We start from the raw sequence: 22539 nt of genomic DNA on the forward strand, positions 1-22539 counted from the left end.
GGGCCGGGTGGACCACATCGAGCGCGAGCAGATCGAGCGCGACCTCGCCACCCTCAACGCCGCCACCCGCGGCGGCCGCCCCGGTGACATCGAGGGCTGGCCGATGCTCTGGAAGGAACTGGCCGGGCTCAAGCCGGGCCAGCCTGATCCGAAGGTCCGCGGCGTCCGCTACACCGACACCCAGGGCGCCCTGCGCGGTGTGCTCGTGTACACGGTGGCAGAGAACCACGGGGACTTCACCCGCTCCCCGCTCGAGGTGAAGACCATGCTCGCCGACGGCCGCGACGCCTACGCCGCCCTCTGGCGCTACGTGCTCGAGCACGACCTGATCGGCACCGTGACCACCTCGCTGCGCTCGCTGGACGAGCCGCTGCGCTGGATGATCGCCGACCAGCGCGCGCTTCAGGTGACCGAGCGCGACCACCACTGGCTGCGGATCCTCGACGTGAAGCGGTGCCTCGAGGCGCGCCGGTTCCGGGTCCCGGGGTCCGTGACGTTCCATGTCGCCGACGCGCTCGGGCTCGCCGACGGCGTATGGCGGCTCTCGGTGGATTCCTCGGGTGAGTCGTCGGTCGAGAAGGTCGACGACGCAGCACGGGTGGGCGGGGATCGTGCCGTGTCGTTGGGGATCAGCGAGCTCAGTTCGCTGCTGCTCGGCGGCGTGACCGCCTCCACGCTGCTCGCCGCCGGTCGGATCGAGACCGACGTCGACGCCGCGCGCTGGCTCGACCTCGCGTTCACGCCGGTCACCGCGCCGGTGCTGAGCTATTGGTACTGAGGTCGGGGTGAGGTGCGTGCGGACGTGGCCGTGATGGTCAACTCTGCAACGTTTGACTGTCTGGGACGTTGTGAAAGTGACCGCAACGGCGGGTTCTTCAACGCGCCCCCGTGAGACGGCGGGTTCGGTTGTCTCCTGACTGATCCGTGTGGCAGAGGAGTGTGGTGTGGGCGTGACTGGCGTGCCATTTCGGCAACTCTGTCACGCCGATGGCCACTGTGGAGTGACTGGCGTGCCGACATGGCAGCTGAGTCACGCTGCCCCGGCACTGGGCTTGACTATCCGGAGAGCGAGTTATCCACAACCCCCGTTGTGTCGTGGAGATAGTGCAGGTAGGTTCTCCGGCACGGACGTGAGGGGGAGGCCCGGTGAATCGCAGAGTCGGCGTGGCGCTGGTAGCGCTCGCGGTGAGCGCGGGGTTGGTGCTGTCGGCGTGCGACGGTGGCGAGGATCCCACTGACCCGCCGACGAGTGAGACGTCCGAGACATCCGAGAGCGCGACGCCCACGGAGACCGAGACCGCCGACCCCACGGACGTCCCGACTCAGCCCGAGGTCGAGGCACCCACGCCTGCGGATGAGGCGCTCGTCGATGACCACGTCGGGGCGATCTGGGCGGTGCGGTACTTCCTGGATCTCTACGCGTACATGCGACAGACCGGGGATACCGGTCAGTTCGACGCGATGAGCGCGTCAGAATGCCAGTTCTGCGCCAGCGCCGTCGAGCGTGCGACAGCGATCCATGAAGATGATGGCTGGGTGGAGGGCGGCGAAATCGTCTTCGATGTTCACGGGGCCACGGCGGAGTACCCGACCGACGAAGAGCCGAACTACCTCGTGCGGTTCTCTCTGACGCAGGAGCCTCAGACCATCACTCGTGGAGACGGATCCATCGACGAGGTGGACTCGGCTTCCGGCAATGGCGTGGTCGCGCTGCAGTTTGTCAACGGACGATTTGTCGTGTTCGGGGTGAACCTCGAGTGAGCGCCCGATCCGCCCGTGTCGCCGCGCTTGTCGCGGTGCTACTCGTGGGCACGACACTGCCCGCCGCTGCCGACTCTGACGACGAGGACGTCTTCGCTGAGGCTCTCGACGGAGGCTTCGGCGTCGCCCGCACGAGCCATCTCTCCAACCGCATCGATGACACGGCGACGACGACATCGGAGGCGACGTTGCAGGACACGCGAGATGCTTACGAGGCGGCGCGTGTGGTGTGTTTCCTGCGTCAGGGTGCTGACGAGGATGGCGAGCTGCTCAACGAAGAGACGGAATTGTGTGAGTCCGACGATGAGGACGGGCTGACCACGGCGGAGGTGGTGGCGCTGGTGTCGCAGGAGTTCCAGACCCTGTCATTGGCGGCTCCGGTGATCTCGGTGCAGCCGGAGGGCGATTGGGCTCTGGTGAACATGGACTACATCGTGTTCACCGAGCCGGGCCAGCAGGTTTTGGATACGACGATCCTCGGCGTCCCGGTGACGATCCGGGCGACGCCGGTGCACTATTCGTGGGACTTCGGTGATGGCAGTGCTCCGTTGGCGACGACTGATCCGGGTCAGCCGTATCCGAATCAGACGGTGTCACATGTGTATAGCAGCGCAGTCGATGCGGTGTCGGTCACGTTGACCACGTCGTGGCAGGGGGAGTTGCAGATCGGCGGGAGTGGGACGTGGTTGCCGATCGCAGGCATGGCCACGACCACGAGCAGTACTGCCCCGGTGGAGATCGTGGCGATGGACGTCCACCTCGTCCCCAACGACTGAGCGCACTCACACCCCTTCGCGCCGGCAGGTGACACCATGCCGTTGGCGAGGCACGGCACGCCGCCGCGTCCAAGGATCTCGGACGATGTGACTGGATGTGATGTGGTGTTAGAGTCGCCGGGCGCCTATGTGAGTGGGGTGACGGGTGATCCCGGACCAACGTCGTGACGAGATCCTGCGACTGCTTCGTGAGACAAACGTGCTCTCGGTCCGCGAGCTCACCGACGCGCTCGGAGTGTCGCACATGACGGTCCGGCGCGACATCGAGGTCCTTGAGCGATCCGGACGCGTTCACTCCGTGCCCGGTGGTGTGCGCTTGGCGAGCCACCTCGGTCTTGAGCCTGCGCGGCTTGAGAAGGAGACGGTCGACGTCGGGCACAAGTCCGCGATGGCACGCGCCGCTGCTGACTTGGTGACCGACGACATGACGGTCTACCTCGATGCGGGCACCACCCTGCTGGCGATGGTGCCCCACCTGCTAGCACGGCAGCACCTCACGGTCGTCACCAATGACTTCAGCACCTTGGCGGAGATGATCGGCGCTGAGCAGATCGACGTGATTCATACCGGCGGACTGCTCGACCACCGCAACCGATCGTCGGTCGGCCGACTCGCTGCAGGGACGATGCGGCAACTCAACGTCGATATCGCCTTCCTCAGTTCCAGCAGCTGGGACGCCAGCCGCGGTGTCACGACCCCCCACGAGGCCAAGGTCGACGTGAAGCGTGCGGCACTCGACGTTGCGGCCCGTTCGGTCCTGGTCGCCGGCAGCATCAAGTACGGGCTCTTCGCTACACACCGCGTCGCAGAGCTCGGCGAGCTCGACACGATTCTCACTGATGACGCGCTTCCGGATTCGGCGGCTTCCGCGATCCGCGACCGAGGCACCGAGTTAGTGCTCGCTCGTCAGGCGTCTGACGGCCTCGCCTTCGCCTGAGCAGGGCGTCGAGTCCAGCGGCGTAAACCTCGCCGGCGCAGTCGGGCCCGACCCGGCACGTGGGTGCGAGAGGCAGCACGGCTGGAGACTCCAGCCCGACTACGCAGCCCCCCAGTGCGATCTGTGCAGTGTGGCAACGGCCGCAGCCTGCTCCTCGCTCAGCGCGTGGTAGCCCGAAGCGGGCAGTTTGAGCAGGACCTCCGACGTCGCCTCAAGCTCGATCGCCGCGTCCCGTGCCGCCGCGACCGTGATGCCAGCGCAGACCGCACCATGGTTCTGCAGCAACGCAGCGCGGAATGGGAACGTCAGCGCAGCGATGCTGTGCCCGTGCTCGAGGGCACCCGGCGGCGCGTACGGCAGCAGCGGCGTCTGCCCGACGCGCATCACGAAGTACGGCGTGATAGGTGGCAAGGCGCTGCGTTCGGAGTACGGCGGGAGGCAGGAGGCCGCGACAGCGCTGGGTGAGTGCAGATGGATCACGCACCGCAGCGCTGGAACGCGGCGGTAGAACGCAAGGTGCAGGGGCGCTTCCTTGGTCGGCCGGGGACCGCCAACCAGGCCCCCCTGCAGGTCGACACGCGAAAGTCCCTCAGCTCCGAGATCAGCCATCCGGGTTCCGGTACCAGAGAGCAGCACATCATTGCCGATGCGGATGCTGACGTTGCCGGACGAGCCGGGACTCAGTCCCAGCGCGGCCAGGTGATGCGCGGCGTCGAGGAGTTCCTCGACGAGGTCACGCTCACTCGTGCTGAGGGAGGCGGTGGCCGGATCGGTCATGTCAGCGCCTCCCAGGCGTCGATGAACAGGGAATCGGATCCGAAGTTGCCCGACTTCAGTGCCAGCGCCACCGGCCTCCAGGAGCCGGATACGTCGACCTCAGCGTGTGTCCACGCCAGGCCTGGCCCGAGCGAGGCGCCGACCCGGAGGTCATGCGCGCCCAGCCGCCTGACGACGGCGCCGGAGGTTTCGCCCCCGGCGACCACGAGTTGCCTCGCGCCGTCATCGACCAGTGTGCGTGCCAGGTCTGCCAGGGCGGCCTCAAGCCCGGCGGCATGCTCGCGACGCTCAGCGACATCCTCGATGGGCAGCGGCGCGACGACGACCGGAGTATCGGGCTGGCCGCGCCAAGCTGCGCGCGCCTGCTCGGCCACCCCGCGAACCTCGCCCTCGGCGTGCCGCGGGTCGATCCGCAGACACGTCAGGCCGGCCGCTTCCGCCGCAGCAAGCTGCCTCGCCGTGGCGTCCGAGGCACTGCCAACAAGGACCACCCGGGGCCCTGTGAGCGCGGCGGCGGAGACCGCAGCCCGGGCATGGTCGGGATGCGGACCGGTCATCCCGAGCGCGAGACCCGAGCCTCCTGTGAGAAGCGGATCGTCCTTGGTGGCCTCGGCGATCGTCGCCAGGTCCGCGTCGCTGGTGGCGTCGACGACCACGAAGCGCGCCCCGCCGCCAGCGAGTCGGTCGATCTCGGCGCGCAGCGCCGCCGGCCCCGCATGGACCACAGCGAGGTCAGCGAGCGCGACCGGGGAGGATGTCTGCGCGGCGAGCAGCCGGACCACGCTCGAGTCGTGCATCGGCGTCAAGGGGTGGTGCGACATCGCACTCTCGGCGAGCAGCGTGGAGCCCACGAACAGGTGGCCCTGGTACACCGTGCGGCCATTGGCGGGGAAGCTGGGCACGACAACCGCACGGTCGGCACCGACCCGCTCGGCCACGAGATCGCACACCGGTCCGATATTGCCCTCGGGTGTCGAGTCGAACGTCGAGCAGTACTTGACGTACACCTGGCGGCAGCCGAGCCCGTGCAACAGGTCGAGGGCAGCGCGGGTGTCGGCCAAGGCTTGCGCCACCGGCGCCGTCCTTGATTTCAGCGCGATGACCACGGCATCGGCATCGGTCTTCGTCAGCGCCGCAGGCACGCCCACCACCAAGCGGGTGCGGAAGCCGCGTGCCACCAGATTGGACGCAAGATCGACGGCGCCCGTGACGTCGTCGGCGATCGCGCCGACGTGCGTCACTGTGCTCCACCCGAAGTCATGTGACCACATGTTACACAGGTGTTCTGAAATGTTAGACTCTGTCCGGCGGCGTCCCCGCTGTCAGGGAGCATCCAGAGCGGAGCAAGTTCGTGAACGAGCAGTCTGAGGTGCGAGTTGCACTGACGGGAGCCGGTGGCGGGTTCGGCCGAACCGTGCTGCTCGCGTTGAGCCGCCACCCGACCCAACGCCCGAGCGTGCTCTGCGACCTCGACACCGGAGCTGTCCGCACGCTGCTCGCCGACCTCGGCTACGCAGCCCCGGTGCGGATTTGCGCCAGCGCGCCCGAGGTGCGCGACGCCGTCGCGGAGGGCGCGATCGCCATCGTCGCTGACGTCGACCTCGTCGATCCACAGAGCTTCGACGTCCTCGTCGAGGCAACGGGTTCGGTCCCCGTCAGCGCCCGTGTCACCCTGGCTGCGGTCGCGGCCGGCCGTTCCGTGGTGATGGTGAGCAAGGAGACGGAGGCGACCGTCGGCCCCGCTCTGCGCCATCGGGCGCGGGCGCACGGCGCCGTGATTCACGCCGGTGCGGGCGACCAGCCGGCCAACCTGGCGGCCCTGGTGCGCTGGTCGCGAGATCTCGGCCTAGAGATCGTCGCCGCCGGCAAGTCGAGCGAGTACGACCTCGTCCTGGACCTCGACGCCGCGAGCGTGTCGCTGCTGGATGTCACGGCGCCCGCGACAGGCCTGGTGGAGCAGTGGCAGCTCGGCGACGACGTGCGCGCTGCCGTCACTGCCCGCCAGACGGCGACTGCCGGCCTCAAGCTGCGCGCCGCCGCCGACTACTGCGAGATGACAGTGGCGGCCAACCTCACCGGGCTGCGCATCGACACCCCGGAGATGCACTACCCGATCCTGCGCACGGTGGAGCTCGCCGACGCGTTGCGCCTTCGCGAGGATGGCGGCCTCCTCCAGCAGTGCGGTGCGATCGACGTGTTCACCTCGCTGCGCCGAGCCGACGAGGCGAGTTTCGCGGGCGGCGAGTTCGTGGTCGTCCGCGTCGCCGACCGCGAGGTGGCCGACCTGCTCGCCGCCAAGGGTCACGTTGTCAGCCGCACCCGGGACCTGCTGTGCATCGGACTGCCGTTCCACCTCATGGGACTTGAGATCCCGCGGACGATCGCCGCGGCGTATGCCCGCATGCCCGAGCGGCTACCTGACGCGCCGCTGGTCTCGATGCTCGCCCGCACCACGCAGGCGCTGCCATCTGGGCACCGCTTCGCTGTGGCCGGCCACCATCACGAGATCGCCGGGACACACCCCTGGCTGCACACCGGCGACGTCGCCGGCGCCGTTCCGTACTACGCCCTCGACGGCGCGCGTCTGCGCCGCGATGTCGCGCCAGGTCATCTGCTCCAGATGGACGACGTCGACGGCGTCGCCCCCGTCGTCCTCGAGCTCCTTGCCGAGCAGCACACCGCTTCCTGACATGAAAGGCCCTGAGATGTCCGCTCCTTCCCGCGCACTCGTCGATCCGAGCATGGTCATCGGAGACATCGATCCGCGCGTCTACGGATCCTTCGTCGAGCACATGGGCCGGTGCGTCTACGACGGCATCTACGCCCCTGATCACCCGAGCGCCGACGACGCGGGCTTCCGCGGCGATGTGGCCGACCTCGTGCGGGAGCTCGGGCCGACGATTCTGCGCTACCCCGGAGGCAACTTCGTCTCCGGCTACCACTGGGAGGACGGCGTCGGCCCACGCGAGGCGCGTCCTCGCCGTCGAGATCTCGCATGGCGCAGCATCGAGACGAACCTCGTCGGCACGAACGAGTTCCTCGGTTACGCCCGGACAGTCGGGGCTGAGCCGATGATGGCCGTGAACCTGGGCACCCGAGGTATCGATGCCGCGACTGCCTTGCTGGAGTACACGACGCTGCGCGATGGCAGCTACTGGGCGGATCTGCGCCGCGAGCACGGCGTCGCCGAGCCGTACGACGTCCCGGTGTGGTGCCTCGGCAACGAGATGGACGGGCCGTGGCAGCTCGGTCACAAGACCGCTTACGAGTACGGCCGGCTCGCGGCCGAGACGGCTGTCGCGATGCGTCGGGTCAACCCGGACATCGAGCTCGTGGCGTGCGGCACGTCCAAGCCGATCATGCCGACGTTCGCCACCTGGGAGGCTCAGGTCCTCGAGCAGTGCTACCAGCACGTCGACTATCTGTCGATGCACATGTACGTCGACCCCGAGCGGGCGCCTGACCTGCGCTCGCTGCTGGCGTCCGGCCTGGACATCGATGCTTACATCGACGCGGTCGTCGCGAGCGTCGACTACGCCCGTGCCGCCGGCAAGCATGCCAAGCCGATGCCGCTCGCGTTCGACGAGTGGAACGTCTGGTACAACTCCCGGCCCCGCGAGATCGGCCTCTGGCCCCAGGCTCCTGAACTGATCGGCGACATCTACTCGCTCGCCGATGCACTCGTCGTGGGCAGCTTCATCAACTCGATCCTGCGGCGCAGCGATCGGGTGCGGATCGCCTGCTTGGCGCAGCTCGTCAACGTCATCGCCCCGATCCGTACCGAGCCGGGTGGTGGGCCGGCATGGCGGCAGTCGACGTTCTATCCGTTTGCCTACGCGAGCCGGTACGGTCGCGGCGACAGCTTGCATGTGGGGCTCAGCACGACGCGCCACGACACGCAGGCGCACGCGGACGTGGCGGATCTCGACGTGGCGGCTGTGCGCGAGGCATCCGGGGCGGTCACGTTCTTCGTCGTCAATCGTGATCTCGAGCGCACGATCCCGCTCGAGCTGGATGTCCGCGGGTTCGCTCGGCTCGGCCCAGGGGCCATGCTGACGCACGCGGTGCTGTCAGGCCCGGGCGCTGAGGCGACCAACGCCGTCGACGATCCGAGCGTCGGCATCACCGAGGCGACCCGTCGTTGGGACGGTGAGGCCGTGGGCTTGCCGCCCCTGTCATGGAGCATGGTCCGCCTCGAGCCGAACATGTGATCACACTGTGACGTTCTGATCTGTAACCAGATGTGAACATCTGATAACGTCGGTCCATCGGCGCGACGCCCGCGCCGAGGTCAGCTGTCTCAAGGAGGATTCACATGGCTATCCAGTCCGCACGGCGCGGCCAGAGGCTCATGGTCGCTGCAGCGGCCGTCGCTGCGCTCGGCCTCGGTGCCGCATGCTCCGGCCCCGGTGGTGGCGGTGGCGGTGGTGGCGAGAGTGGCGGCGGCAACGTCGACGCTGATGGCATCACCACCGTGACGGTCTGGGCCTGGTACCCGGAGTTCCAGGAGGTCGTGGACGTGTTCAACGCCAACCACGACGACATCCAGGTCGACCTGGTCAACGCCGGCGTGGGTGAGGACGCCTACGCAAAGCTCCGGACCGCCTTGGAGTCCGGTTCGGGCGCCCCTGACCTCATCCAGATGGAGCTCAGCGAGATGCCGAGTTTCATGGTGATGGACGGACTGCTCGACATCGGACCGCACGGCGCTACCGAGGTGGCCGACTCCTACCCGGACTGGGTCTGGGACCAGGTCTCGCAAGGCGACGCCGTGTACGCGATCCCCGTCGACGCCGGACCGATCGGGATGATCTACCGCGCCGATCTCTACGAGGAGCACGGGCTGGAACCTGCGACCACGTGGGAGGAGTACCGCGCCAACGCGGAGGCACTCCAGGAGGCTAACCCCGACCTCTACCTGTCGGACTTCCAGGTCGGCAACGCCTCCAACCTCGTCGGGCTGATCCAACAAGCAGGTGGCGCGCCCTACGGCTACGACTTCTCCGCACCCGAGGAGGTCGTCATCGACTTCGACAACGAGATCACCCGCCAGGTGCTGAACTACTGGGGAGACATGATCGCCGACGGGCTGATCGACGACGCCCCGTACCACTCGACCGAGTGGGACAGCGGGATCGCTGCCGGGACGTACCTGACGACGATCGAGGCGGCGTGGCGCCCTGGCTACCTCGGCAACATCGCGGCGGAGACGTCGGGAAGCTGGGCGGTCGCGCCGATGCCGCAGTGGACCGCCGGCGACAACCTGCAGGGCAACCACGGTGGCTCGACCTTCGCCGTCACGAGCCAGAGTCAGTCCCCGGAAGCCGCCGCCCAGGTCGCGATCGAGATCTTCGGCTCCGAGGAGCCGTGGGAAGTCGGCATCGACAAGGCCTTCCTGTTCCCTGTGTTCAACCCCGTCGCGGAGGCGCCCGATTTCCTGGAGCGACCGTACGAATTCTTCGGCGGCCAGCCGGTCAACGAGATCTTCGTCCCCGCAGCCCAGGCCGTTAGCCCACTCGAGTTCACCCCGTTTGACTCGTTCGCCAAGTCGACGATCAACGAGCAGGTCGCCTCGGCAGTCGCCGGTGAGCAGACGATGGACGAAGCGGCGGCGTCGATCCAGCAGATCCTCGTCGACTACGCCGAGTCCGTCGGGATGACCGTCACCGAGGGCTGAGCCCACGCACGAGGCCGGCGCCCTCCACTCCTGAGGGCGCCGGCCACGATCAGGAAGAGTCACCATGAGCCAGACCGCCGCGGAGACGCAGGTGGCGCCCGTCCGTGCCCGATCAGGCTCGTTGCGGGGCCAGGAGGCCCGACGCGGCCGCGTGGGCTGGCTGCTGCTGGCGCCGTTCGCGGTGGCGTTCGTCGCTCTGCTCGTCGTCCCGCTCGGCTACGCGCTGTGGCTCAGTCTGCACGCGCGGTCGATCACGGGTGCCCAGCGCTGGGCGGGCCTCGAGAACTACGTGCGGGTCTTCGGCGACGAGTCGTTCATCACCGGGCTGAAGCGAGTGCTCTGGTTCGGCGTGCTACAGGCGCCGCTGATGCTGGTGCTGGCGCTCGTGCTGGCCATGATGCTGGACGCCGTCACCAGTCGGCTCTCGCGCCTGGCTCGCCTCGTCGCCTTCATGCCGTACGCCGTTCCTGCCGTGATCGGTGTCCTGATGTGGGGGTTCCTGTACAGCCCGCAGATGGGCCCGGCGGCCATCCTCACGCAACTGATGGGTGAGGCAGCGCCGGATCTGCTCGGCAAGAGTTGGGTGCTGTACTCGCTGGTCAACGTCCTCACGTGGCAGATGACCGGCTACAACATGATCATTATCTACTCGGCACTGCAGGGGCTGCCGAGGGAGATCTACGAGGCCGCGCGCCTCGACGGAGCCGGCGGCTGGTCGCTGGCGATGCGGATCAAGCTGCCCCTCGTGGCACCCGCTGTCGTGCTGTCCACGATCTTCACGATCATCGCCACGCTGCAGATCTTCTCCGAGCCCAAGGTGATGCAGTCGACCCGACCCGACGCCGTCCCAGCCGACTTCACGCCCAACATGTACGCCTATAACCAAGCCTTCTCGTATGGGCAGTTCAACTATTCCGCGACCATCTCGTTCGTGCTCGGCCTTGTCATCATTCTGGGCTCGTACATCTTCCTGTTCGCCACGCGCCGTCGGAGTGGGCTCAATGACTGATCTCGTATCCCGCCGTCGAGTTCCGATGACCCCGGGGCGGGTAGCTGTCGCGGCCGCGTTCGTGGTCTCGATCATCTACTTCTTCCTGCCGTTCTGGTGGATCGTCGTCGCGAGCACCAAGACCACCAGTGAGATGTTCACCAGCCATTCTCTGTGGTTCACTGATTCGTTCGCCCTCTTCGAGAACCTGCAGCGGACCTTCAGCTACCAGGGCGGCATCTTCTTCACCTGGATCGGCAACACGGTGCTGTACTCGGTGACGTCGGCGTTGGGGGCGACCGCGCTCGCCACCGCGGCGGGCTACGCATTCGCGAAGTACCGCTTCCGTGGCAAGAAGATCGCGTTCTCCGTGCTGTTGGGCGCCGTGATGATCCCGAACACCGTGCTGGTGCTTCCCACGTACATGATCATGTCGAGCATCGGGCTGGTGAACACCGTGTGGGCGGTCATCATCCCCGGAATGCTGAACCCGCTCGGTGTCTACTTGATCCGGATCTACGGGCAGGACTCCGTGCCGAACGAGGTCATGGAGTCGGCTCGCATCGACGGCGCTGGTGAGCTCCGGATATTCGCCGGCATCTCCCTGCCGATGTTGCGTCCTGCGATCGCGACGGTGCTGCTGTTCTCGCTGGTGGCGAGCTGGAACAACTTCTTCCTGCCGCTGGTCATGATCTCCGACAACTCGCTCTATCCGCTCACCGTCGGGCTCAACAACTGGCGTGCGCTGGCGACCATCGACGGCAGCGCTGGGCAGGATCTCTACCCGATGCTGATCACGGGGTCTCTGCTTGCCGTCGTGCCGCTGATCGCTGCCTTTCTCGCGATGCAACGACAGTGGCAGAGCGGGCTCGCCCTGGGTGCGGTCAAGTAGCACTGGCTCACGTAGCACCGGCGCCGGGCGCCCATCGGAGAACCCTCTAGAACCGCCTGGCGAGTGGCCCATGGGCGGGGCAGCAAGGTAGCGAGTCCTCGCCCTGCGCTTCCCATGACGTCCATGCATCTGGTACAAACGTTTGCGTGAATCACTCGACAACGGCACCCGTACCACCGGAGCCCGCGCACGGCGGCCTCGACAAGCGTCGCGACCTCCTGACCGGCGACGTCATCGGGACCGCCCGAGTCGGTGGCGCAGCTGAGGCGGCTGAGGCGGTCGACCGCGCTCACGCGGCTTTCGCACGCAGCCTTCCAGCGGACGTGCGCTCGCGGGTCCTCGCGCGGACGGCGGAGCTGATGGAGCAGGCAGCGGAGGAACTCGCGGTCCTGATCCGGCGGGAGGTGGGCAAGCCCGCCGCAGCCGCCGCCACCGAGGTTGCGCGGGCGATCACGACCACGCGCTACGCGAGTGAGGAAGCCCGCAGGCTCCCGGGTGAGCGGGTCCCGCTGGAAGCGACAGCGGCTGGTGCTGGAGTGCTTGCCGTGACTGTTCCGGAGCCGCGCGGCGGGGTCGCCGCCATCACGCCCTTCAACTTCCCGGTCAACCTGGTCATGCACAAGGTGGCCCCCGCGCTCGCTGCCGGCTGCCCGGTGGTGCTGAAACCGTCAGAGAAGGCGCCATTGAGCTCGCTCCGCATCGCCGAGCTGCTCGCCGAGGCCGGGCTCCCCGATGGCTGGCTGGAGATCGTGCATGGACCGCCCGAGCCGATCGTGGACAGCTGGCTGGCCGATGACCGGGTCGCGGTCCTCACGTTCACCGGATCCGCGGCTGTGGGGTGGGATCTGAAGGCTCGCTCGCCACGCAAGGCGCACATCCTCGAGCTCGGCTCCACGTCCGCGATGTATGTGAGTCGCGAGGCGGACCTCGACCTGGCCCGTCGAGATGCTGTGGCGGCAGGTTTCGGCTACGCCGGGCAGGCATGCATCTCGCTGCAGCGGCTCTACCTCGACGACGCCATCGCCGACGAGTTCCTCGAGGGGCTGGCCAGCGACGTCACCGCACTGCCGGCAGGCGACCCAGCCGATCCCACCGTGGTGGTCGGCCCGCTCATCACCCAGCCCGCCGCTCTACGGGTCGAGTCGTGGATCCACGAGGCGCAAGCCCGAGGAGCGACCGTCCTTGCCGGCGGCGAGCGGACGGGCTCGCTCGTGACCCCGACGCTCATGCTCGGCGCCCAGCCCGACGACAAACTGATGTCCGAGGAGGTCTTCGGGCCGGTGATCTCGGCAGCCCGGGTCAGCGGCACGGACGAAGCCATCGAGCGGATCAACGACAGCCGGTTCGGACTCAACACCTCGATCTACACACGGGATCTCAGGGCGGCCATGAGGTTCGCCGAGCAGGTCCGCAGCGGCACGGTGCTGGTCAACATGCCGCCGTCGTTCCGTGCCGACCACATGCCCTACGGCGGTGTCGGCGACTCCGGTCAGGGCCGCGAAGGTGTCCGGTACACGATCGCCGAGATGGTCGAGATGAAGCTCGTGCTGCTCAGTCCGGGCGGCGCATGGGAGGAGAAGCGATGACGCTGGGGACATCCGGGATCGAGATCGGCACGATCGGTCTAGGAACGTGGGCGATGGGAGGCGGCGACTGGGTGTCGGCCTGGGGAGCGCAGGACGACCGCGAGTCGGTCGCGACCATCCGAGCCGCTGTCGAGGCCGGCATCGACTGGATCGACACCGCCGCCGTCTACGGCTTCGGCCACGCCGAGGAGGTGGTGGCCGAGGCGATGCGCGGTATCCCAGAAGGCGATCGCCCGATCGTTGCCACGAAGGGTGGCATGGTCTGGAACCCGACCGACCGGCGGGCACCATCGCGACGTGTCGCCGATGCCGCCGCCCTTCGCGGCCAGGTCGAGGACTCGCTGCAGCGCCTCGACGTCGACGTCATCGACATCTACTTCATCCACTGGCCCGCCACGGTAGAGCCCGTCGAGGAGTACTGGGCCACGATGCTGGAGTTGAAGGATTCCGGCAAGGTCCGCGCGATCGGGCTCTCCAACCACGACGTCGCCAGCCTTCAGATGGCGCAGAATCTCGGCGCGGTCGACGTCGTGCAGCCGCAGTTCTCCGCCGTCGTGCCACAAGCCGCACACGAGGTGCTGCCCTGGGCGCGGGACCACGGCGTCGGTGTGGTCGGTTACAGCCCTATGGGATCCGGACTCCTGACCGGCGCCTTCACGGCTGAGCGCGTGGCGGGCCTCGCCGAGGACGACTGGCGGCGCCGCAGCCCGCTGTTCACCGATCAGCTCGAGACGAACCTCCGCATCGCCGAGGCGATGGCTCAGGTTGCGCACTCACGAAGCACGACGACGGCGGCCGTCGCCGTCGCATGGACGCTTGGTTTCCAGGGCCTCACCTCGGCGATCGTCGGAGCGCGTCGGCCCCAGCAGCTCGCCGACTGGATCGATGCCCGCACCCTGCGCCTCACCGACGCCGAGTATGCGACGATCGCCGCTGCCGGCGCGCCCTTGCCCACCACATGACCGATCACGTCATCGGCATCGACAGCGGCAGCAGCACCGTCAAGGTGACATTGCACGACGTCGATGGAACCTTGCTGGCCGCCGCTGCCGAGCCGACGCCCGTCAGCCATCCCTGGCCCGGCTCCGTCGAGCGCCACCCTCTCGCTCACTGGGCCGCGGTCGTGCGTGGTGTCAGCCGACTGCTCCACGACTCCGGCACCAAGCCGGAGGCCGTCGTGGCGATCGGGTTGGCCGGGCACGGCGATGGTGTCCATCTCGTCGATGCGCAGGGTGAGCCGGTCGGGCCAGCCTTGCTGTCGCAGGACACCCGCGCCGGCGGCGTGATCGAGCGCTGGGATGACGATGGAACGCTCGCGGCGCTCCGCGAGATCACCGGCCAGGTGCCGTTTCCGGGGTCACAGGCGCCGCTGCTGCGCTGGCTCGACGACCACGATCCCGACCGGCTCGTTCGAGCCCGCTGGGTGTTGGCCGCCAAGGACTGGCTGAGGCTGCGGATGACCGGCGAAGTCGCCACGGACAGGACCGACGCCGGCGGATCGTTCGCCGACCTCGACGACCACGCGTACTCGGCTGCAGCGCTCGAGGTCACCGGCCTGGGACACCTCGCGCACCTGCTGCCGCCCGCGCTCGAGCCGACAGCGGTGGCCGGCCATCTGCTCCCCGCCGCTGCCACGGAGCTGGGGCTGCAGCCAGGCCTCCCGGTGAGTACCGGGCTCCACGACGTCGCAGCGACCGTGCTCGGATCCGTGGGAGCCGCACCCGGCCAGCTGTGCGTGATCGCGGGCACCTTCGGCGTCAATGTGGTGCTGGTGGAGCATCCCGTGCGGGCGCCACTGCTCAATACACGCCCCGGCCCGTTCCCCGGTACCTGGACCGTGCGCCGCACCGCCCGTGGATCTGGCGCCAGCGTGGCGTGGGCGGCTCAGGCGCTGCTGGGCGAGGGAGGCAGCGCTCGTGACGCGCTCGACGTGGCGTTCGGACACGAACCCGCGCACGACCCGCCGCTCTTCGTCCCGTTCGTGTTCGGCGGGACCGGCGACCAGCCCGGGCATGGCTCCTTTCTCGACCTGCACAGCTGGCACGGTCGCGAGGAGATGCTCCGCGGCGTCGTCGAGTGCGTGGCGTTCAACCACTGCCACGACGTCGCGATCATCCGCGAGGTTGTCAGCGCCGGCTCGGTGCATCTCGCGGGCGGCCTCACGCGAGATACCCGTTGGAACCAGCTACTGGCCGACGCACTCGAAGAGGACGTCACGTGCGCCCCCGGCGACGACGCCGGCGCGCGGGGGGCTGCGGCGACAGCGGTCGTGGTCTCCGGTCACTACCCCGACCTGGCCTCCGCCGCGGAACCCTTCCGAGCCCCGGCACAGCGCATCGAGCCACGTGCCAGCAACTCTCGGCTTCGCCGCAACCTCAACCGCTACCGAGAGGCGCTGGCCGCAGCGGCAGTCGCACGGCCGGCGCCACCCCGAACACCTTTGGTGCCCCCGATCCGCCAAGGACTGGAGATCTGATGAACGACATCGAGCTCGTCATCGCCGACCCGTTGATGCCCGCCGAGCAGTTGGCAGCCCCGGCCCGCGACGTGCTCGGGTCGCGGTTCGAGGTTCGCGTCGCCTCGTGGGTGGCGTCGTTGCCCGAGGCGATCTCGATGAACCGGACGATCGAGGCAGAGGGGCCCGCCGCCGTCGACGTCACGCTGGACAGCGACGCCGACGACGGTCGCGTGGTCGCGATCATCACCCAGTTCTTCCCACTCGCCCGCGACCTTCTCGACCGTTGGCCCCGCCTGCGCGCCGTGGCAACGATGCGCGCTGGGACCGAGAACATCGACCAGGAGGCGCTGGCGCAGCGTGGCATCGCATTCGCGGCCAACGCGGGTCGCAACGCCAACGCCGTCGCGGAGATGACCGTCGCCCTGATGCTTGCGACGCTACGTGACGTGGGGGAGGGACACCGCCAGGTTCGCGACGGTCAGTGGCGGCCACAGCCGCTGCCGCTGGGTCTTCGTGAACTCGCTGGGCGGCGACTGGGACTCGTCGGGTACGGCGCCGTCGGGCGGTTCGTGCAGCGTCGGCTGGCCGGCTTCGATCTCGAGGTGGTCGTTGCCGACCCGTACCTCGACCCCGCCCAGTTGTCTGGCGCGTCCCTGGTGCCGCTCGATGATCTCGTGGCGACGGCGGACGTGGTCTCGCTGCACGCCCGCACCACCCCGCAGACCCGGGGCTTGATCGGCGCCGCACAACTCGCCGCCATGGGCAGCGAGTCGATCCTCGTCAACACCGCTCGCGCCGACCTGGTCGACGAGCCTGCGCTGGTGCGTGAACTGCAGAGCGGTGGCATCAGCGGCGCCGGGCTCGACGTGTTCTCGGTCGAGCCGCTTCCGGCGGATCACCCGCTGCGCAGCATCCGCGGTGTCGTGCTCTCGCCACATCTCGCGGGCGCCACGGTCGAATCGCGCTCGCGCGCCCCGCACCTCGTGGCGAGGAACCTCGCGCGCCTCCTGGACGAGCAGATCTCTGGTGACGAAGGCGAAGAACCCTAGGCGAGCGCCGCCGTCGACCCGCGATCGATGATGTCGCTCGGGCTCGCGACGATCACATCATGCGCCGGCGTGTCGTCCACCCAGTCCAGCAATGCCGTGGCTGCTTGGCGGCCGAGCTCGCGCTGGTCGAGGTAGACGGTCGTGAGTGGCGGGGTGGTGTGGGCCGCGAGCGGGTGCTCGTCGATCGCGATGACGCTGACGTCGTCGGGGATCGAGAGGCCCTTCTCGTGCAGGGCGCTGAGGGCGCCGATCGCCTGCACCAGCGAGTCCACGGCGAGCGCCGTGGGGCGCCGGCGGCCCGAGATCAACGTCGCAGCCGCGGCGTGACCGCCCTCGATGCTCCAGCCGCCGTCGGCGCGACGCCCGCGCCCGAGCGACAGCCCGTGAGCCGCCAGCGCGGCGTCGAACCCCACCTTGCGACGCTGGGCCGTGTCGGTGGAGAGGGCACCGCTGACATGGGCGATGTCCCGGTGTCCCAGCCCGACCAGGTGATCGACCATCGCGGCGGCATTGTTCTCCTCGTCGAAGAGGACCGAGGCCGAGGCGCCGGGAATGCCGCGCTGCACGAACACACTCGGAAGCCTGATGTCATCGAGCCACGCCTGCAGCGCGGTGTCGCTGCTCTCGGCGTGGGCCACCAGGACGCCGTCGACGCGCCCGGCGAGCGCCGCGAGCCGATCGATGCGCTCGGGTGCTGAGGAGCCGATCTCGGAGATCAGGAGCGTGACGCCCGCTTCCTCGCATGCCTCCTGAACCCCACGGAGAACGGCCGTGAAGCCGAAGTTGTCCAGATCCGGGACCAGCATGGCGATGCTGTCCTGCCGGCCGAGCCGCAGCGCGCGGGCCTGCGCGTTGACGCGGTACCCGAGTTCCTCGGCGGCCGCGATCACCCGTGCACGGGTCTCAGGTCGGTAGCTGGCAGCCCGATCGTCGCGCAGCAGGCGCGACACCGTGGACAGGTCGACCCCTGCGACCTTCGCGACATCCATCAAGGTCACTCGTCGGCGGGGTGGCGCTTGCGGAGACGGGTCGGTGCGAGCCATGGCCCCCATTGTTGCGCTCCTGGTCTGGTGCTCGGACGTTGTTCACGCTAGGCTCCATACAAACGTTTGCGTGATGGAGGTAATCGAGTGACCGTCGATGTTCTGTCCCTGCCGCGAGGTGGCTTCGCCATGCTCGCGCTCGATCAGCGAGAGTCCATGCGTGACCTGTTGGCCACCTCGTCCGATGCCGATCTGCGGGAGTTCAAGCGCCGTGCGGCCCAGACGCTGGCGCCGCATGTCTCGGCGATCCTGCTCGATCGGCTCTACGGGGTCGACGGTCGGCCGCCGTGGATCGACTCCGTGCCATTGATCCTGGCGGCGGACCACTTCGAGCAGGCTCCCGGGCAGCCGGTCGCGGCCAGCACGCTGGACCGGCAGGTGACCCCGGCGCTCGTCGCCGATGTCGGCGCCTCGGCCCTCAAGTTCCTTCAGCTCTGGAGCCGAGACGACGACGCGCAGCAGCGTCGCGATCTCGCCGCCTCTTTCGTAGCGCTCGCGGCCGAGTGCGGCGTGCCGGCGGTACTCGAAGGCATCGTGCGCCCCGGTGCAGACGGCTGGCGTGATCGCAGCGACCGTGACGCCGCCATCATCGAGGCTGCCGCCGAGCTGACCCAGGTTGGCCCCGACCTCTACAAGGCGGAGGTGCCCGGCGATGCCGCCGACCCGGCCTCGGTGACCGCGCTCGCCCGGCAGGTGACCGACGCCAGCCGTAGCCCGTGGGTGATCTTGTCCAACGGCGTCGAGCCCGATCTGTTCCCCGATGCGGTCGAGGCATCCGCTCGTGGTGGCGCTTCCGGGTTCCTCGCGGGCCGCGCGGTCTGGACCGCGGCAGCCCGGAGTGCCGACCCCGCCGAGGCGTTGCGCACCGACGCCGTGGCTCGCGTGTGCGCGATGACCGAACGGCTCAACGCCGGCCGAGCCGCCGGCAACTGAGAAGCGCGGCCCGATCAGTCGGGTCTTGACACCGAAACCCTTGGTGCAGATACTTGTGCAAACGTTGGTACAAACGTTGGCACGACCTGCACTCGACCAATGGAGGAAGAGAGTTGGCACAGATCACCGTCACCACGGACCGCGTCATCGGGCAGGTGGACCGCCGAATCTTCGGCGGATTCATCGAGAACGAGGGGCGCGCCATCGACGGCGGCGTCTACGAGCCCGGATCGCCCTTCGCCGACGAGTCCGGCGTCCGCACCGACACCCGTGACGCGATCGCCGGGCTGTCGATGCCGGTGCTGCGCTGGCCGGGCGGCAACTTCGTGAGCGCCTACCACTGGGTGGACGGCGTCGGCCCACGTGAGGCGCGCCCCAGTCGCTGGGACCCGGCCTGGGGCGCCGTCGAGCGCAACCAGTTCGGCACCGACGAGTTCATGACCTACTGCGCCGACCTCGGCACCGAGCCGTACCTCTGCTTCAACATGGGCACGGGCACCCTCGACGAGGCGATGGCCTGGCTCGAGTACTGCAACGGCACCGAGGACACCCACTGGGCCAACCTCCGCCGCCAGCACGGCCGCGAGGAGCCGTACGGCGTCACGTACTGGGGTCTGGGCAATGAGATGTGGGGCGACTTCCAGATCGGCCATCTGACCGCACAGGAGTACGCGGCGAAAGCCAAGCGCTGGGCCCTGGCGCTCAAGCGTGTGGACCCGACGATCCAGCTGGTCGCCTGTGGCCGGGACGGACTGCAGGCGGACTGGGACGCCGTGGTGATCGAGGCGCTCGTCAAATACGTCGACTGGTACTCGATGCACATCTACACCGGCTCGGACGATCACTGGAGCAACGTGCTGCAGGTGCACCAGGTGGATCGCGCACTGGACTATGCGGGCGCGCTGATCGCGGGGGCGCGGTACCGGCAGGGCGTCGAACATCCCGTCCACATCACCTACGACGAGTGGAACACCTGGTTCGCCACCCGCAACGATCGGCGTCGCGGGGAGTTGGTGCAGGAGCGTCACACGCTCTCCGACGCGCTGGCCGTGGCCACCTACCTCAACATCTTCGTGCGGCGTTCCGACGTCGTGAAGATGGCGAACCTCGCGCAGGTGGTGAACGTCCTCGCCCCGATCGTGACCGGGCCCGACGGCGTCCTCAAGCAGGCGATCTACCACCCGTTCGCGATCGCCGCGGCTCACACGCAAGATCTCGCCGTCGATACCTACGTCGAGTGCCCCAGCTACGCGCACACCGTGGAGCACAACGATCGGTGGAAGCACACGGTCAGCGACCTCGGACCGTTCCCCGTGCTCGACGTGGCCGCCACCAGGTCCGCGGACGGCACCCGGCTCGTCGTGAGTGTGATCAACCGGGATCCCGAGTCAGAGCATCGGATCTCGCTCGTGCTCGCCGATACCGCGCTCGCCGGCAACGTCACGGTCCGCACCATCTCCGGGCCGCATCCTTTGGCGACGAACGAGTGGGACGCGCCGGACGTCGTCGGGGTCCAGGAATCTGCGCTCGACGGCTCCGGGAACGCGCTGGAGCTCACGGTCGGAGCCTGCTCGTATGTGCAGATCGACGCACCGATCGGGGCACATCGTGACTAGGCAGCTGACGCGACGCGGCCTCCTCGGTGCGGCCGGGGTAGCTGCAGCCGCGGCAATCGCGGGGTGCTCGCCGATGCAGCGAGCGGCGGTGGCCGGGACGGGGCTCCCCGCCGACCTCGTGACCTTCTGGAACTTCTTCGGCGGTGGCGACGGCGCTCGCATGACGGAGATGGTCGCCGACTACCAGGCGACCTACCCGGACATCCCGCTTCGTTCCACGACCTTGACCTGGGGCAACCCGTTCTACACCAAGCTGGCGCTCGGGACCCTGTCGCGACAGCCCCCGCTGGTGGCGTCCTGCCACGTCGACCGACTCGTCACCCCGGTGGACACCGGACTGCTGCGGCCGTTCGACGTCGCGGAACTCGCTGAGTGGGGAATCACGGAAGACAAGTTCTTCCCTCGCGCGTGGGAGGCGTCGCACCGCAACGGCCAGCTCTGGGCCATCCCGCTCGACTACCACCCGTTGGCGGTGTACTACAACAAGCCGATCGCACAGGAGGCGGGCCTGCTTGCGCCGGACGGCACTCTCGCGGAGCCGGTCGGCACCCAGGGCTTCGAGGACATGCTGGCCGCCGCCAAAGAGGTGATGGGCGAGCCGTCGTCGGGCTTCATGGGTGACGCGGCTGGGCACTACCGCGTCTTCTACAGCCTTCACACCCAGGCCGGCGGCGAGATGGTGCGTGACGACGGACGCACCGCCGTGCTGACCAAGGACGTCTTCATGGAGGTCGTGTCGTGGATGCGCTCACTGACCCACGAGAAGGAGCTCTTGGTTCGCACGATCGACGGCGGCGGCGCCATCGCGAACTTCGTCAACAACCGCTTCGCGTTCTTCCTGTCGGGTGGTTGGGAGCGGCCGACGTTCGTCGACGCCGGGGTCGACTTCGGGATCCACAGCTGGCCGAAGGTCTACGACAGCCACGTGGCGTGGGACGGCACCCACAGCTTCGTCATCCCCACCTACGACGAGAACCCTGATCGCATTGCCTCGGCCCTGCACTTCATCAGCGGCATGCTCGAGCGCTCGGCGACGTGGGTGGAGGGTGGGCACCTGTCGACGTGGTTGCCGGTGCAGGACTCACCCGAGACGCAGAGCATCGTGCCGCACTACGAGAACCTGCCCGCCGATGGCACGCTCTACGACCCGCAGGCCTGGTACGCGGGCTCGGGCGGCAATCTGCAGACCGTGATCGGCCAGCCGCTTGCGGCCTGCACCCAAGGCCACATCAGCGTGGAGGACGCCTACGACCAGGCGTTCGCCGGCCTGCGCGAGCTCGCAGCGACAGAGCCCCCCAAGTAGTCGTCCGGAGACCTTCGTGAACCCGTTCGACGACGACGTCGAGGAGACGTCATGACCACCACTACGAGCGCTGCGAGGCTGCGGCGCCCTGCCGCGCGCAAGACCGCACGCGCCAACACTGTGCGAGGACTGCTGCTGCTGGCGCCGTTCCTCGTGCTCTACCTGGCGTTCGTGGGCGTCCCCGCCGCCTACGGCGTCTGGCTGTCCTTCACCGACTCGGGATTGATGGGCGGCGGACTCGGCGAATGGGTCGGCTGGGGCAACTACCGGGAGGTGCTGGAGAACCCGCAGTTCTGGGGCTCGGTGCGCAACACCCTGTGGTTCCTCGTGCTGACGACTCCGCCCGCCGTGGTCCTGGCACTGATCCTCGCGGTGCTGACCAACCGAATGCGGCGCTGGCGCTGGTTCCCGCGCGTGGCGTTCTTCGCGCCCTACGTGATGCCGGTGTCGGTGCTGGCGCTGGTGTGGACGTGGGTGTACTCGCCGGCGCTCGGACTGCTGACCAGCGTGACCGAGTCCGTGTTCGGGTCCTCACCGGCCTGGCTCAGTGACCCGGACTGGGCGATGATCTCGATCGCGATCGCCTCCATCTGGGGTTCGCTCGGCTTCACGTTCGTGCTGTACACGGCGGGCCTGCAGGAGATCCCCACCGAGTTGTACGACGCCGCCACGGTCGACGGTGCCACCGGGTGGCAGCAAACCTGGCGCATCACGTTGCCGCTGCTGCGACGGACCACGCTGCT

20 protein-coding genes are annotated in these 22539 nt (G+C 68.4%); 17 read left to right on the plus strand and 3 right to left on the minus strand.

Annotated features, from left to right (window positions below; all coding sequences use genetic code 11):
* The 4 genes from ACOJSN_RS13460 to ACOJSN_RS13475 all read left to right on the plus strand — a co-directional run.
* The coding region (locus ACOJSN_RS13460) for a GNAT family N-acetyltransferase (protein ID WP_420113014.1) at positions 1 to 778 on the plus strand (778 nt) is incomplete at its 5' end.
* Positions 779 to 1146: 368 nt separating this feature from the next.
* Positions 1147 to 1761, plus strand: coding sequence for a DUF6318 family protein (locus ACOJSN_RS13465; RefSeq protein ID WP_420113015.1), 615 nt, complete (start codon positions 1147 to 1149; stop codon positions 1759 to 1761).
* The gene (locus ACOJSN_RS13470; RefSeq protein ID WP_420113016.1) at positions 1758 to 2537 is read left to right on the plus strand and encodes a hypothetical protein; all 780 of its coding nucleotides are present in this window, start codon (positions 1758 to 1760) and stop codon (positions 2535 to 2537) included. Before ACOJSN_RS13465 ends, ACOJSN_RS13470 begins: the two co-directional genes overlap by 4 nt.
* Before the next feature lie 145 nt (positions 2538 to 2682).
* A complete protein-coding gene (locus tag ACOJSN_RS13475) occupies positions 2683 to 3474 on the plus strand; it encodes a DeoR/GlpR family DNA-binding transcription regulator (protein ID WP_420113017.1) in 792 nt (263 codons plus the stop codon).
* 99 nt (positions 3475 to 3573) lie between these two features.
* Here ACOJSN_RS13475 and ACOJSN_RS13480 read toward each other — a convergent pair whose 3' ends face one another.
* Both ACOJSN_RS13480 and otnK read right to left on the minus strand, forming a co-directional pair.
* Positions 3574 to 4251 (minus strand): class II aldolase/adducin family protein, encoded by a 678-nt coding sequence (locus tag ACOJSN_RS13480; RefSeq protein WP_420113018.1) that lies wholly within the window; start codon positions 4249 to 4251, stop codon positions 3574 to 3576.
* Positions 4248 to 5492 carry a 3-oxo-tetronate kinase gene (gene otnK, locus ACOJSN_RS13485; protein WP_420113019.1) on the minus strand — a complete coding sequence of 415 codons (1245 nt, stop codon included), beginning with the start codon at positions 5490 to 5492 and terminating at the stop codon, positions 4248 to 4250. The genes ACOJSN_RS13480 and otnK overlap by 4 nt, the downstream gene beginning before the upstream one ends.
* Positions 5493 to 5602: 110 nt before the next feature.
* On the opposite strand from otnK, the gene ACOJSN_RS13490 reads away from it, so the two are divergent.
* The 9 genes from ACOJSN_RS13490 (at position 5603) to ACOJSN_RS13530 (ending at position 16901) form a co-directional block, all read left to right on the plus strand.
* Entirely contained in the window at positions 5603 to 6940 is a 1338-nt protein-coding gene (locus ACOJSN_RS13490; RefSeq protein ID WP_420113020.1) for a homoserine dehydrogenase, read from the plus strand.
* Between the two features lie 16 nt (positions 6941 to 6956).
* Positions 6957 to 8462: an alpha-N-arabinofuranosidase gene (locus ACOJSN_RS13495; RefSeq protein WP_420113021.1), complete on the plus strand. Its 1506-nt coding sequence runs from the start codon at positions 6957 to 6959 to the stop codon at positions 8460 to 8462.
* Between the two features lie 104 nt (positions 8463 to 8566).
* Positions 8567 to 9928: an ABC transporter substrate-binding protein gene (locus ACOJSN_RS13500; protein ID WP_420113022.1), complete on the plus strand. Its 1362-nt coding sequence runs from the start codon at positions 8567 to 8569 to the stop codon at positions 9926 to 9928.
* 64 nt (positions 9929 to 9992) lie between these two features.
* Entirely contained in the window at positions 9993 to 10937 is a 945-nt protein-coding gene (locus tag ACOJSN_RS13505; RefSeq protein WP_420113023.1) for a carbohydrate ABC transporter permease, read from the plus strand.
* Positions 10930 to 11808: a carbohydrate ABC transporter permease gene (locus ACOJSN_RS13510; protein ID WP_420113024.1), complete on the plus strand. Its 879-nt coding sequence runs from the start codon at positions 10930 to 10932 to the stop codon at positions 11806 to 11808. The genes ACOJSN_RS13505 and ACOJSN_RS13510 overlap by 8 nt, the downstream gene beginning before the upstream one ends.
* Positions 11809 to 11954: 146 nt before the next feature.
* Positions 11955 to 13394, plus strand: coding sequence for an aldehyde dehydrogenase family protein (locus ACOJSN_RS13515; protein ID WP_420113025.1), 1440 nt, complete (start codon positions 11955 to 11957; stop codon positions 13392 to 13394).
* Positions 13391 to 14356, plus strand: coding sequence for an aldo/keto reductase (locus tag ACOJSN_RS13520; protein ID WP_420113026.1), 966 nt, complete (start codon positions 13391 to 13393; stop codon positions 14354 to 14356). Before ACOJSN_RS13515 ends, ACOJSN_RS13520 begins: the two co-directional genes overlap by 4 nt.
* Positions 14353 to 15870, plus strand: coding sequence for an FGGY-family carbohydrate kinase (locus tag ACOJSN_RS13525; protein ID WP_420113027.1), 1518 nt, complete (start codon positions 14353 to 14355; stop codon positions 15868 to 15870). The genes ACOJSN_RS13520 and ACOJSN_RS13525 overlap by 4 nt, the downstream gene beginning before the upstream one ends.
* Complete coding sequence (locus ACOJSN_RS13530) at positions 15870 to 16901, plus strand: NAD(P)-dependent oxidoreductase (protein ID WP_420113028.1); 1032 nt, start codon at positions 15870 to 15872, stop codon at positions 16899 to 16901. Before ACOJSN_RS13525 ends, ACOJSN_RS13530 begins: the two co-directional genes overlap by 1 nt.
* On the opposite strand, the gene ACOJSN_RS13535 is transcribed toward ACOJSN_RS13530, so the two are convergent.
* Positions 16898 to 17890 carry a LacI family DNA-binding transcriptional regulator gene (locus ACOJSN_RS13535; RefSeq protein WP_420113029.1) on the minus strand — a complete coding sequence of 331 codons (993 nt, stop codon included), beginning with the start codon at positions 17888 to 17890 and terminating at the stop codon, positions 16898 to 16900. The genes ACOJSN_RS13530 and ACOJSN_RS13535 overlap by 4 nt on opposite strands.
* A gap of 141 nt (positions 17891 to 18031) precedes the next feature.
* On the opposite strand from ACOJSN_RS13535, the gene ACOJSN_RS13540 reads away from it, so the two are divergent.
* The 4 genes from ACOJSN_RS13540 to ACOJSN_RS13555 form a co-directional block, all read left to right on the plus strand.
* Entirely contained in the window at positions 18032 to 18877 is an 846-nt protein-coding gene (locus tag ACOJSN_RS13540; RefSeq protein WP_420113030.1) for a hypothetical protein, read from the plus strand.
* Positions 18878 to 18990: 113 nt separating this feature from the next.
* On the plus strand, positions 18991 to 20493 hold the full coding sequence (locus tag ACOJSN_RS13545) for an alpha-N-arabinofuranosidase (RefSeq protein WP_420113031.1): 1503 nt from the start codon (positions 18991 to 18993) through the stop codon (positions 20491 to 20493).
* A 73-nt stretch (positions 20494 to 20566) separates the two neighbouring features.
* Positions 20567 to 21796: an extracellular solute-binding protein gene (locus ACOJSN_RS13550; RefSeq protein ID WP_420113032.1), complete on the plus strand. Its 1230-nt coding sequence runs from the start codon at positions 20567 to 20569 to the stop codon at positions 21794 to 21796.
* 51 nt (positions 21797 to 21847) lie between these two features.
* On the plus strand, positions 21848 to 22539 hold a 692-nt coding region (locus ACOJSN_RS13555), incomplete at its 3' end, for a carbohydrate ABC transporter permease (protein WP_420113033.1).

The organism is Pseudactinotalea sp., assembly GCF_048594945.1.
Taxonomy (GTDB): domain Bacteria; phylum Actinomycetota; class Actinomycetes; order Actinomycetales; family Beutenbergiaceae; genus Pseudactinotalea.

Bases quoted from the DNA above. Each gene is read 5' to 3' on its own strand.
- ACOJSN_RS13480 (WP_420113018.1), bottom strand. From the start codon at position 4,251: ATGACCGATCCGGCCACCGCCTCCCTCAGCACGAGTGAGCGTGACCTC.
- ACOJSN_RS13495 (WP_420113021.1), top strand. From the start codon at position 6,957: ATGTCCGCTCCTTCCCGCGCACTCGTCGATCCGAGCATGGTCATCGGA.
- ACOJSN_RS13500 (WP_420113022.1), top strand. From the start codon at position 8,567: ATGGCTATCCAGTCCGCACGGCGCGGCCAGAGGCTCATGGTCGCTGCA.
- ACOJSN_RS13505 (WP_420113023.1), top strand. From the start codon at position 9,993: ATGAGCCAGACCGCCGCGGAGACGCAGGTGGCGCCCGTCCGTGCCCGA.
- ACOJSN_RS13510 (WP_420113024.1), top strand. From the start codon at position 10,930: ATGACTGATCTCGTATCCCGCCGTCGAGTTCCGATGACCCCGGGGCGG.
- ACOJSN_RS13520 (WP_420113026.1), top strand. From the start codon at position 13,391: ATGACGCTGGGGACATCCGGGATCGAGATCGGCACGATCGGTCTAGGA.
- ACOJSN_RS13525 (WP_420113027.1), top strand. From the start codon at position 14,353: ATGACCGATCACGTCATCGGCATCGACAGCGGCAGCAGCACCGTCAAG.
- ACOJSN_RS13530 (WP_420113028.1), top strand. From the start codon at position 15,870: ATGAACGACATCGAGCTCGTCATCGCCGACCCGTTGATGCCCGCCGAG.
- ACOJSN_RS13535 (WP_420113029.1), bottom strand. From the start codon at position 17,890: ATGGATGTCGCGAAGGTCGCAGGGGTCGACCTGTCCACGGTGTCGCGC.
- ACOJSN_RS13550 (WP_420113032.1), top strand. From the start codon at position 20,567: ATGCAGCGAGCGGCGGTGGCCGGGACGGGGCTCCCCGCCGACCTCGTG.